The sequence below is a fragment of the Actinoplanes sp. NPDC049599 genome (assembly GCF_044465625.1).
In the GTDB taxonomy this organism is placed as follows: domain Bacteria; phylum Actinomycetota; class Actinomycetes; order Mycobacteriales; family Micromonosporaceae; genus Actinoplanes.
The window spans coordinates 1-12,281 of record NZ_JBITLX010000040.1; the positions used below are offsets into that span (position 1 = coordinate 1).

7 protein-coding genes are annotated in these 12,281 nt (G+C 67.8%); 5 read left to right on the top strand and 2 right to left on the bottom strand.

The features are described from left to right. The 4 genes from ACIBQZ_RS39685 to ACIBQZ_RS39700 all read left to right on the top strand — a co-directional run. Positions 1-1,502 (top strand): hypothetical protein (locus tag ACIBQZ_RS39685; RefSeq protein WP_396094107.1); only part of this gene is annotated, 1,502 nt, incomplete at its 5' end. Between the two features lie 146 nt (positions 1,503-1,648). Beyond that, positions 1,649-4,690 (top strand): DEAD/DEAH box helicase, encoded by a 3,042-nt coding sequence (locus ACIBQZ_RS39690; protein WP_396094109.1) that lies wholly within the window; start codon positions 1,649-1,651, stop codon positions 4,688-4,690. 8 nt (positions 4,691-4,698) lie between these two features. Then, the gene (locus tag ACIBQZ_RS39695) at positions 4,699-5,865 is read left to right on the top strand and encodes a hypothetical protein (protein WP_396094110.1); all 1,167 of its coding nucleotides are present in this window, start codon (positions 4,699-4,701) and stop codon (positions 5,863-5,865) included. Beyond that, complete coding sequence (locus ACIBQZ_RS39700) at positions 5,846-7,342, top strand: phosphatidylserine/phosphatidylglycerophosphate/cardiolipin synthase family protein (RefSeq protein ID WP_396094111.1); 1,497 nt, start codon at positions 5,846-5,848, stop codon at positions 7,340-7,342. The genes ACIBQZ_RS39695 and ACIBQZ_RS39700 overlap by 20 nt, the downstream gene beginning before the upstream one ends. 443 nt (positions 7,343-7,785) lie before the next feature. Here the strand turns inward: ACIBQZ_RS39700 and ACIBQZ_RS39705 are convergent, their stop codons facing one another. Together ACIBQZ_RS39705 and ACIBQZ_RS39710 are read right to left on the bottom strand one after the other, a co-directional pair. After that, a complete protein-coding gene (locus ACIBQZ_RS39705) occupies positions 7,786-8,832 on the bottom strand; it encodes a hypothetical protein (protein WP_396094112.1) in 1,047 nt (348 codons plus the stop codon). A gap of 200 nt (positions 8,833-9,032) precedes the next feature. Next, positions 9,033-9,317: a hypothetical protein gene (locus ACIBQZ_RS39710; protein WP_396094113.1), complete on the bottom strand. Its 285-nt coding sequence runs from the start codon at positions 9,315-9,317 to the stop codon at positions 9,033-9,035. A 627-nt stretch (positions 9,318-9,944) separates the two neighbouring features. On the opposite strand from ACIBQZ_RS39710, the gene ACIBQZ_RS39715 reads away from it, so the two are divergent. Continuing rightward, the gene (locus ACIBQZ_RS39715) at positions 9,945-12,278 is read left to right on the top strand and encodes a beta-L-arabinofuranosidase domain-containing protein (RefSeq protein ID WP_396094114.1); all 2,334 of its coding nucleotides are present in this window, start codon (positions 9,945-9,947) and stop codon (positions 12,276-12,278) included. Positions 12,279-12,281 lie beyond the last annotated feature (3 nt).

Sequence of the window (12,281 nt, forward strand, 5' to 3'; positions counted from 1 at the left end):
CGCGATCGGCGACTCCCGCACGCCTACCGGATCACCGAATATCGAAACGATCAACCCGCACCGGCACCAATCGCGTCGGTGGATCGAGGCTCAGGCTGCGCCGCATCTTCCGAGGAGAGGAAGTGTTCGGCGACGGTCCTCCCGCTGAACAGGCACGCCGGTTTCGGCTGACGGAGCTGCTGACCGCCGTTGTGGAGCAAGCGAAGATCAACTCCACCGAGGTGCCGCAGGAGCGGGTCGATCTGCTGGTGAGTCTTTCCGGATTCTCGCCGGAGACGACGATCATCGCTTTCAAGCTGGTGCAGCCCGCGCGATTGATGATCATCGGGTCGGACGCCACCCGGTCGAGTCTCGACACCATCCAGAGTGCGTTGGACCTGCCATTTTCACGGATCCAGGCCCATTCGGTTGAGCCGACCGATCCGATGAAGATCTACCAGCTGATCAATGAGGCGGTGCGGCCGGCCGGAAACAGCGGGGCGGCGCGCCCGAACATCCTCATCGACATCACGGGCGGCAAGAAGGTGATGAGTGCGAGTGCTGCCCTCGCCGCAGCCCAGCTCGACCTGCCGATGTGCTACATCGACAGCACCTTCGATCCCGAGCTGCGCCAGTCCTTGCCAGGCACCGAACGACTCGTGATCATCCCGAACCCCACCAAGATGTTCGCGGACCGGGAGCTGGACGCTGCCCTGGTCGCCTTCCGACACGGTGCTTTCACCTCGGCCAAGGCCCGCTTCGCCGAGGTCGCCGACTCGGCGTACGAACCGGCTCGGGCCCGTTTCCTCCGCGACCTGGCCGCGGTCTACGAGGCGTGGTGCGACCTGAACTTCATCGAGATCGGGGAACGGGTACGGACCATGCGGACCCGGCTGACCGATCCCGGGCACCGGGTGTCCGCCGATGCACTCCGCCGGTTACGTGTGCAATTGGACTTCCTCGATGCGCTCACGGTCGCGCCGGATGCTTCCCTGCTGCTCAACTTTCACCTTCTCGGACAGCACTACCTGCGTCTCGGCCGCAACGATTTCGGTGCGTTGCTCTGCTATCGGACCGTCGAGAGCTGTTTTGCTCAACGACTTGCCGGGATCGCGCCGGGTTTCCAGACCGGTAGTCCGGACTATGCGTTGCTGACCAATGACGTGAAGGGTCTGGAGGGGCGCTACTGCGAGGTCAGCGCCGAAGTTCACGGGACACCTGCCGCCGGGCTTCCCGCGCTGATCGCGCTGATGGATTCCGCAGTGCTGCTGCGCGCCCTCGATGATCCGCTGCTGCGGCAGTTGAAGCTGTCCTCCGGGCGAGGGCTTCGGCACCTGAAGGACATCATCCGGGTCCGCAATCATTCGGTGCTGGCTCACGGCACGAAGACGATCGACCCGAAGCTGGGGGAGCAGCTGGGTAACCTGGCTCTGCGGAGCCTGCGCGCCTTCTGGCAGCTTGAGTTCGACGGCGAGGACGTGGACGACCGGATCGCTCAGCTCACCTTCCTGGTCGACATATGACAGGTCGGCTGTCCCTTCCGGGCGATTGGACCGCGCGATATCTGCACCACCGCCGACCTGAGCTTTTCCGGCCGAGCCGGTTCGAGTCGACATGTCTGTGCCTGAGCGTCGATCCTCGCCGTGACTACGGGTTCGAGCTGGCGCAGGTGGCGGCCGACCTGACGGCCGGCGTGGTCCTCGAAGAGAGGTCCGGGCGGCAAGGTTCCTACTACTTGTTACGCGGGGCATATCACCAGGTGTTCCTGAACCCGGGGATCGGCAGGGACAGTGGGGTTGCGATCGCCAAGGTCGGCTTGATCAAGGACGGTGACGGCCTCGGGCGTCGTGAACCGGTGCGTCCTGCAAGCGTCGTGTTCAGCGAGCTGTGGGACGAAGCGAGCTGTGATCTTACGGAGCTGAAGCCGGCGTTCGACGAGGCGTTGGACCAGGTTCGCCGCCGGAGGACCGAGATGGATAGGGCTGAGCGCGCACTTGTCGGCGGAAGGCCCGAGTTCTCGGCTCACGGACTCATGCAGCGCAGGGTCCGTCAGCACTATCGCCCTTTGCAGACCGTGTTCAAGGTGCTGGCGGCACGCAGCGTGTTGACCGGGACGGTCGAGGTGACGGCGGTGGTTGTCGACGCGGACGCCGACCGGGTGGAGCTGGAGTTGTCGTCCATGGTGACGCTCTCCGAGGATCGCGGCGTCACTGTCCACATCGATGGCGACGAGTATCAGGTGCCGATCCTCGTCGTCGACGGCAAGGCCTGCGAGATTCCGCAGCCTCGCCGCACCCTCGTCCTCGGCGACCGCATCAAGATGGTTCAGAAGGATCGCTTCGCGATGGCAAAGCACAGCAGTGCCCTCGCCTCCTTTCTGAAGGGGAACGTTGAAGGCAACTGGGATCATCTGGCCACGCTTCTGACGGTCCCGGAAAAACTGGCGCCGGGAGCGCCGCCGACGGAGCCGATCGGTTACCTCAGCGGCATCGACCTCAACGACGAACAGAAGGCTGCGGTGAACGGCGCATTGGCGACGCCGCACGCGTTTCTGGTCCAGGGACCACCCGGCACCGGTAAGACGACCGTCATCATGGAGCTCGTCCTGCAGCTGGTGACCCGGGGCGAGCGGGTCTTGCTGCTCGCCCCGATGCATGTGGCCGTCGACGAGGTACTCCGGCGGATCGGTGACCGGCCCGAGGTGTTTCCCGTCCGGCTGGCCTACGACGACACCAAGGTGAGCGAGGATCTGCAGCGTTTCCTCCTGCAGCGGATCAGCAGCGAATATCTGCGACGTACCCGGACACCGGAACGGTCGAAGGCGGGGGAGTGGCGCAACCGGCTGGAGCATCTCGTGACCGTCCGCCGGAATCTGGCTTCGCACGTGCACGCGGCGGAGGCGCTCGCGGCGGCGGTTGAGCAGGAATCTTCGGCGGCTGAGTCCTTCCGGGCCTGGGAGTCCTGGTTTCGATCGTCCTGGTCCGCGGGCACCGAGCGCCTGAACGTCGCAGAACGCACCGTCGATGACTTGTCCGAGGCGGCGCAAGAGGCGGACCGGCGTGCGATGGCTCTACGGAACGAGGTGGCGGCAGCACCGACCGGCCGGCGTGTCCGATCGTGGTTCGCCGGTCTCGTGGGCGGGACTGATGAGCTGGGACGTCTTCGGGGCGCCGCCCGGACAGCTACCGCCGACGCGGTGCGACTCGGCGCCGCACACCAGGACTGGCTCCACGAACGCAACACGGCACAGCAGGCCCTCCAGGAGCTGGAGGCGGCTCGCGAACGCGACGGCCGGCAGCGGTACGCCGGGTGGCAGCTTCACCGGCACAACCTCGATGCGGCTGAGCAGGAACTGCAACGTGCAGTGGAGGCATCCGGCCGGCCGTCCCATCCGGCGCCGCACGCGAGCCTGATCAAGGTCGGCTCGCAGATCTCGGTGCTGGAGAAGCGGATCGCGCTTGAGCAGCGATGGTTCGACCTGGCGCAGCCCCAAGATCCCGGCAGGCTCACCAGCGAGTTTCGTCAGGCCGCCAACGTGGTCTGCTGCACGACGGCAGGCGTCGGTTCCAAGCTCCTGGAGGGCCTGGACTTCGACACCTTGATCGTCGACGAGGCCAGCCGGGTGATCGACAGCGAGTTCCTGATGGGCGCGGTCCACGCTCGGCGCTGGATCATGGTGGGCGACGAGCACCAGCTCCCGCCCTACGTCGAGCCTGCCGACGAGCATCATCTCCATGCCCTTGCCGCGTTGCACAAAGCCGGTGACCGCGCCGCGAAGGAGCTGCCGGCAGCCGTGGACGAACTCGCGAGGATCTGGCGCGAGGACGAGGAGATGCACGTGTTCCGGACCGGGGAGGTTCTCCGTCAGGCCGAGCGATGTCTCGCCGACCACAGCTGGCCCGACCGGTATCGAGATCTTGTCTCCGACACCTGGCGGCAGTTCGACCCGTCGATGTTGAAAACGACGGTGGATCACCTTGTGCGGAGCCTCTTCGATCGCGTGGTGACCGCCTGTCCCGCCGGCCTGCGTCAGGCGCTGGTCGAACAGCGCCGCATGATCGAACCGATCGCCGACCTGGTCAAGGGTCCGGTGTACGGCGGCAACTACCGCACGCCGGTGGCCGGCCTGCAGGTCACACCGTTCACCTCCGCTGCACTCAGTCATCCGGTGACGCTGCTGGACACCTCGAGCTACGGCGAGAAGGCACGACACCAGCAGTACAAGAACGGCTGTTTCAACACTCTCGAGGTGGAGTGGGTCGTCGCCACCTGCCGGCGACTGGAACGCGAGCTGAGGAGCATCGGCAGCCCATCGGTCACCGTCAGCGTCCTTGCGTTCTACCGCAGGCAGGCCACGCTGATCAGGGAGGCGCTCGGCTGGCCGTCGTGCCGTGCCTTCCGCGCTCTGAAGTTCCGGGTGGTCGACTCGATCGACAAGATTCAGGGGCAGGAGGCCGACCTGGTCATCGTCAGCTTCTGCCGCGCCTACCCGGGCCGCGCCGGTCCCCGCCGCAACGCCGGACTCTGGTTGCAGGACATCCGTCGCCTGAACGTCGCCTGCACCCGGGCCCGGCGAGGGCTGATCCTGGTCGGTCACGGCGACACGCTGCGCCGGCTCACCGGTGCGGACCCCGCCGAACGCTTTTATGCGAACCTCTTCCGGCTGCTGGACAGCGACGCCGACGGGTACGGTTTGGTGAAGGACCTGTGAGCGGAAAGTTGTACCTGCTCGACGCACCCCCCGACGTGCGCCCGGACACACGAGTGGTGGTGCAGGAGTCGCTGGTTCCCTTGCGCTGGTGGCGCAACATCCCCGTACGGATGGAAACGGCCACCGCTCTGACCGGGATGGAACGCTTCGTCTTGGAGGCGGTACTGGCGTTCGGCGCCGCAGCGCCGGCGGAGTTCGAAGAGGTTACCGACCTGCCCGCCCGCCTGCTCCCGGTGCTGGGCCGCCGCCTGGTGGCGGCCGGTGCCATCACCTCGGCCGGTACGCCCGCCGACGATGCGCTGTGCCGGCGCATGCTGCTGTCCGAGCAGATCGCGCAGGACCGGGTCGAGAGCGTTCAAGTGGTGGTGCTTCCGGGCGTCGGCGAGATCGTCGTTCTGGACCGCGCGACTGCCGGCGATGATCCCCTGCTCGGCTGGGAGAAGGCCCGCGTGCAGCCGGCCGGCCGCTACCCAGTGGACGAGGCTATGAGTGGGCGCAGCCTCGGCGACCTGCTCACCGGAAGGGCCGGCATCAGGGGAGTCGAGACCGACGTCGTCGCGTTCGATCAAGGTTTGTGTCCTGTCTTTCGATGTACAGCTCAGGTGACCGGTGACTCGGGGGCCGACGTGAGACTCTCGATCGGTGACGGAGCACCGGCAATCCTGCTGCCCGGAGTGAAGAGCCTCGTGGAGCGATGGCGGGGAGTCGATCGGGTGCTGGCCGAGCGTCCATCGGCGCTTTGGAGGGCGTTGCTGGGCGGCGATCAGCGTACGGATCAGGCGCCCGTTCCGCGGCGGGTTTCGCCCGCCCGCTGGCAGATCGAGGTGACGGGCGGGCAGGCCGCCGTGCTGTCGGCAGCGGGGAGAAACCTGGCACAGCCGGCCGGCCTCGCGATCGAGACGTCGGAGGTGGTGGTCGAGGTCGCGCTCGGCATCGCAGCGGCCGATGCCACCGCGGCCGCAGCCATCGCCGTGGACACTGCGATCAACGCCGGTGTCAGCGACGGATCGGCTGCGGCCGTCGTTCATGCGCGGCTCGCGGAGGATGCCGCCCGCCTGCCGTACGACGTCGTCGGTGCGCTGGGGGCCACGAAGGTCGTCGAGCGGGTCTGGCAGCTCGGTCACTATCGTCTCGCCTACGCCCTGCGGGAGCGCGATGACTTCGACTACGCCTGAAGGTCGCCTGGATCTGGGCGCGATGCCCGTTCCCGGTGGCTTCTTCCTGCTCCGGGACGTGCGGCCGACACCGTTTGCCGCCACGCCGCAGCCGGGGGCGCACCGCCATGTCTTCAGCTACCGCGACTCCGAGCCCGGCATCCAGCAGGCCGCCGTGGAACTGGTCCGCCGTGCCCGGAAGAAGATTTTCCTGGCCAGCTTCCGCATCGGTGACAAGGCCTTGCTGAATGCGCTCTTCGAAGCGGTGGAGCGGCTGCGAGGCGGTGTCTACGTCATTACGGCCTGGAACGAACGGAGCCTCTCACGAGGACTCTCGGCGCTGGAGGAGGACGCGGGTGCGGACATCGCCGCCCAACGTCATCGCTTCGAGGAGATGACGAAGCGCGGGATTTTCGTTCGGGGCTACGACAACTGCCACGCGAAGTTCCTCGTGGTCGACGACGAAGCTGCGCTCGTGTCGAGCGCGAACCTGGAGACCAGCGCGCTCATCGACCGGCCCGAACGCAAGGTGACGGGCGAGAGCGGAATCCTGATGACGGACGCCGGCGAGGCCCGGCGGCTGGCGCGGTTCTTCACCCGGATGTGGCATGCCGACTGCCGCTGGGAGGCGCCGCCGGGAGAGGCCTACGCCCTGGCCAGGAGGCTTCCGACGAGGTCACCGTGCCGCCCCGACCCACCACTCGATAGTCGGGCCGGCGTGATCTGGACCCACGACGACGAGCGGTACATCCTGCGAGCCATCCACGACGTCATCGACCTCGCCCGGCACGAGGTACTGCTCGCCACCTTCGGGCTGCGTGGTCTGATCAGCGAACCCGGTCTGCTGCACGACCGCCTGGCAGCGGCCGTCGAACGCGGCGTGCAGGTGACCCTGTTGTGCCGGGCTCGCAATAATCTCGCCGGCCACCGCGATGAGGCGCTCGCCCTGAGCGCCCTGGGCGTACGTGTCGTGGGTGACTCGCTCAACCACGCCAAAGGCGTCATCGCCGACGGCAGGCACGGGGCGCTTTTCTCGGCCAATCTCGACGGCGAACACGGTCTGACCAGCGGTGCGGAAGTCGGTGTACGCCTCGACGGGTCTCCCGCGCTGGCGGAAGCGGAACGGTATCTCCGTCACGCGATCGAGCATGCGGATCTCGAGTTCGTGGTGTCGCCGACGCAGGCGCAGCTGAACGCTCGCCTCGGTGCGGAGTGGCGTCGACCTTGGCCAGGGCCGGCCCTGGCCAAAATGTCCGTCGACGATGAGGCTTGGCACGCACTCGCAGTGGTCGAGGCACCGGTGCTTTATACCCAAAGCCGTGGCGTGACGCGGCTGCACGCCGGCGGCGGCGAGTGGGCTGTGGATGGCTCGCGCCTGACGATGACGAAGACGCCGCAGCGGGCCTCACAGACCCGGGACATGATGAACAGCTGGTGGGCCGGGCCAGCGAATGGGGACCGTCGCGGTTTCTGTTCGGCGGTCCTGATGCGGGAGTGAATCGCCAGGACCGGGTTGCGTGAGTTCTTCGAGGACGCGCATGTAGGTCAGGTGGCGATGTCATCCATCCTTGGTCCGGGACCGGTTCGGAGACGAGCGGGCGAGAGTCCGCGCGGCTAGCGCATCGAGGTCGTTCGACGCCGCGCGAGGTAGGCGTGCATCCTGGCCGCCTCAGCGACGCGACGGGGAGAGTCTCGCTCGACCCCACCTCGCCCTGATGCTTCGTGTCGACCGCTGGCGGGCTACGACGCCGAGCGCGGCTGCCGCAGGAAGATGTACGCGGTCATGCACATTCCGAGGACGCCCGTGAATGTAGCGCGCTCACGCGACGATGACGGTGCTATTGCATGGAGCAGTGCGGCCATCTGCCCTGCGTTGGCGGCCAACGCGCCAGGACTGCTTGCCTGACCTACTCGAACGCGGGTCAAATGCCGTGGGCCGCGCTAGAAGGTGAGCTTCGCGCCGGCCGCGGACAGGCCGTCCGACGAGCCCACCGCTGCCTGGACCGCCGCCTTGGGCAAGCCCCGCGGCGCCGGCCCGATCTGGCCGGTGGACAGTCGTGCCACCCGTACATCGGCGAAATCTCCGTCGCCGACCATGTCGAACAGCCGCAGCACCAGGGCGTCGTCGCCCTGCCAGAACAGGGGCTCAATGCGCCGGTCCGGCGACAGCGGGATCCGGCCGAGCTCGGGCCCGGTCGTTCCGCGCCGCGGGTCGAAGACCCGGTATATCTGGTCCGACCCGTCCTGCGTGCAGCTCAACACCTTGCCGCCGTGGTTGGGCGGGGCCGTGCGCGGCAGGGCTTCGCAGGGATCGCCGGCCGGCAGCGGGTGCCAGCTGAGCATCCTGCCGTCGCGGCGCACCACGGCCACGCCCGCCTCCTCTTCGGCGCCCGCCCCGTCGGCGCCGACCAGCAGGGTGTCGTCGCCGGCCCATCTCGCCCATTCGCCGTACCGGTCGCCGATCCGGATTTTCCGGCGCTGCATCGTGCCTGCGCGCACGTCGACCAGGACGAGCTCGGTGAAGCCGTGCTCGGGTTTGAGGCCGTCGGCCGAGGTCTTGAACACCGGCAGTGCCAGCCAGTTGCCGTCCGGCGACCACACCGGGATGCCCGCGTCGCCGGCAATTTTGTGGTACTTGTCCGGACCGGCGCCCGAGGTCGGCGTGATCCGCAACAGGCTCGTGATGCCCTTCTGCGTGGCCACGTCGGTGTAGAGCCGCAGATCCGGCGACACCGAGGCGACGCCGCCGCCGTCCACCTGCCGGTACCGCCCCGCCGCCGGATCGATCACATACCACTTCTGGTCGGCCGCGTAGGCGGTGACCAGCCGCGGGCCCGCGGTGCCCGCGGGGAGCTCCGCGACCGGACCCGCGACGTGGTCGCGCAGCAGCACCACCGAGATCGGTACGCCGACGCCGGCCACCAGGAGCAACACGACGGACAGGCCGATCCACCACCGCCGGCGCCGGGTCTCCGCACTCGGGTCCATACCCACCTCCACACCCACAGACGCCGTTTCGGGCCGAAACGCTGCAGGGATGATCCACCCCGCCGGCTCGTTCCACGAAATCGAGGTGTGGTGGCGGCCTGCAGCGTGCTGAGCGGAGCAGCCAAGGCCACCGCGCCGAGGACGTGCCCTTCGCGCTGGTGCGGCCTGATTGCGGAGGCAAGCGTGCGCTGTCCTCGCCGTCACGCCAGCGGGAGCCGAACGATCATCCATTGCTGATAGGGCTCCCAGTGCGTACTCCACACGTGCGGATCGGCTCCCTGATGATCCGCCGCGACGTGGCCGGGATCCAGCGCGTGCACCGAGGCGGCGTTCTCGATGACGAACGCCACCCGGTCGTCTGTGGGTTTCAGCCGCCGCTGGTTGGACCAGTCGGGTCGCACTTTCGAATCGAGCCAGACATGGTCCCGGTTGTGAATGAGGCAGGGGCCGCCGTAGGCCGGGTCCCGCCTGAATCGATCGGCCAACGAAGCGAGTTCGTCGGCTGTCAGAGTGATCCCGAACCCAAACGCGCTGACCCCTGGCCCGAGCGTGATCTTGGGGTGAGGTCGGAACGGAAGTCCGCGAGTGACGGATGTCCGACCCTTGCCGCGCCGTCCGTCAATGCGCTCCGGCGAGGTTACGCATTTTTGGTTTTCGCCGGAATGCGGACGCGAATGGTTTCGCGCCGCTCGGCAATCGCCATGTGTGCAAATCGACACGCACGCTTTGTCAAAATGGCACGGAAAAAGTGTTACGACTGATCGATCTCGAAGTTCACCCGACTTCCGAGGGTCGATGCGGGTCGGTCTCGTGAGCCGCAGTCCAAGGCTCCTAGCAGGCGAAACTCCGGCTGGTGCAACTTCGGTGGTCGCCGCTCTTGAGCGGAGTGAAACACTCTGGCAACATTGCCATCCTTGAATGTCTGATCCCTCCAGGCATCCGTCCTCGGCAAGATGTGAACGTTCACTTTTGGGAGTCCTTCGGTAAGGAGCGGCGAGCTACGGGCTGCTGCCGTACCGGCCGGGACTGCTCACCCGGCAGCGGTGACTGCTCACCCATCTCTGCCCGTACCGGATCCACCGTTTCCCGACCGCCTTCGACAGGAGTTCCCCATGTCGTTCCCCGCTTTCAGCCGCCGTCGCCTGCTCCAGGCCACCGGTGCCGCCGCTCTGGTCAGCACGGCCGGGGCCGGCGTCCTCGACGCCCGGCCCGCCGCGGCCGCGGTCGTGCCGCCGGTCCGTCCGGATGTCGGCGCGGCGGCGTTCGCCTTCCGGCCGGGCGAGGTGCGGCTGACCGCGGGCCGGTTCCTGGACAACCAGAACCGCACCCTGAGCTACCTGCGGTTCGTCGACGTCGACCGGTTGCTCTACGTCTTCCGGGCCAACCACCGGCTGGCGACCAACGGCGCGGCCAGCAACGGCGGCTGGGACGCCCCGTCGTTTCCGTTCCGCTCCCACATGCAGGGGCACTTCCTGACCGCCTGGGCCCAGGCGTACGCGGTGCTCGGCGACACGACCTGCCGGGACAAGGCCAACTACATGGTCGCCGAGCTGGCCAGGTGCCAGGCGAACAACGGCGCCGCCGGGTTCGGCGCGGGTTACCTGTCGGGTTTTCCGGAGTCGGACTTCACCGCGCTCGAGGCTCGCACGCTGTCGAACGGCAACGTGCCTTACTACTGCGTCCACAAAACCCTCGCGGGGCTGCTCGACGTGTGGCGCCTCACCGGCAACGACCAGGCCCGTACGGTGCTGCTCGCGCTGGCCGGCTGGGTCGACAGCCGCACCGCCCGGCTGAGCGGGAGCCAGCTGCAGGCGATGCTGGGCACCGAGTTCGGCGGCATGAACGACGTGCTGGCCGACATCTACCAGCAGACCGGCGACGCGCGCTGGCTGACCGTCGCCCAGCGCTTCGACCACCAGGCCGCGTTCAACCCGCTGGCCGCCAACACCGACCAGCTCAACGGCCAGCACGCCAACACCCAGGTGCCCAAGTGGGTCGGCGCGGCGCGCGAGTACAAGGCGACCGGCACCACCCGCTACCGCGACATCGCCGCCAACGCCTGGGCCATCACGACCCGGGCGCACACCTACGCGATCGGCGGCAACAGCCAGGCCGAGCACTTCCGCGCCCCGAACGCCATCGCCGGCTACCTGAGCAACGACACCTGCGAGCACTGCAACACCTACAACATGCTCAAGCTCACCCGGGAGCTGTGGCTGCTCGACCCGAACAACGCCGGCTACTTCGACTACTACGAGCGGGCGCTGCTCAACCACCTGATCGGTGCGCAGAACCCGGCCGACAGCCACGGCGGTGTCACCTACTTCACCCCGTTGCGGCCCGGCGGGCGGCGCGGGGTCGGCCCGGCCTGGGGCGGCGGCACCTACTCGACCGACTACAACTCGTTCTGGTGCTGCCAGGGCACCGGCATCGAGACCAACACCAAGCTGATGGACTCCGTCTACTTCTTCGCCGGCACCACCCTGACCGTCAACCTCTTCGTGCCCTCGACGCTGAACTGGTCGCAGCGCGGCATCACGGTGACCCAGTCCACGACGTACCCGGTCAGCGACACCACCACCCTGACCCTGTCCGGCACCATGAGCGGCACCTGGAGCATCCGGGTACGGATCCCGTCCTGGACGCAGAACCCGGTCCTCGCCGTCAACGGGGTCACCCAGGCAGTCACCGCGACGCCGGGCAGCTACGCGACCGTCACCCGGGCCTGGGCGGCGGGGGACACGCTGACGGTCAAGCTGCCGATGCGGGTCGTCATGCTGGCCGCCAACGACAACGCCAACGTCCAGGCGATCACCTACGGGCCGGCGGTGCTCTGCGGCAACTACGGCACCACCGCACTGTCCTCGCCGCCGTCGCTGACGGTCTCGTCCATCGCCAGGACCAGCACGTCGAGCCTGAGCTTCACCGCGACGGCCAACGGCACGACCGTTGCCATCGGGCCGTTCCACGACGCGCACGGCTTCAACTACACCGTCTACTGGAACGCCACCGGTGGCGGGGGCACCGAGACCTACAAGCTGGTCAACGTCGGGACCGGCCTGGTCCTGGGCGTGCAGGACATGTCCACCGCCGACGGTGGGCTCGCCGTGGCCTGGGGCGACACCGGGACGGCCGACCACAACTGGGTCACCATCACCGACGGCGGCGCGGTCAGGTTCCGCAACGTCAACAGCGGCAAGGTTCTCGGCGTCGAGAACATGTCGACCGCCGACAACGCCCGGGTTCTGCAGTGGTCGGACAACGGCACCGCCGACCATCGCTGGACCCTGGTCGACCTCGGCAACGGCACCTACAAGATCCGCAACGTCAACAGCGGGAAGCTGCTGGCCATCCTCAACGGCGCCGCCACCTGGGGCACCCAGGTCGTCCAGGACCCCGACAACGGCTCCGCCGACAACGTCTGGCGCCTGGTCAAGCTCGCCTGACCC

Coding starts and splice junctions, on each gene's coding strand:
- ACIBQZ_RS39705 (WP_396094112.1), bottom strand. CDS start 8,832: ATGGACCCGAGTGCGGAGACCCGGCGCCGGCGGTGGTGGATCGGCCTG.
- ACIBQZ_RS39700 (WP_396094111.1), top strand. CDS start 5,846: ATGACTTCGACTACGCCTGAAGGTCGCCTGGATCTGGGCGCGATGCCC.
- ACIBQZ_RS39715 (WP_396094114.1), top strand. CDS start 9,945: ATGTCGTTCCCCGCTTTCAGCCGCCGTCGCCTGCTCCAGGCCACCGGT.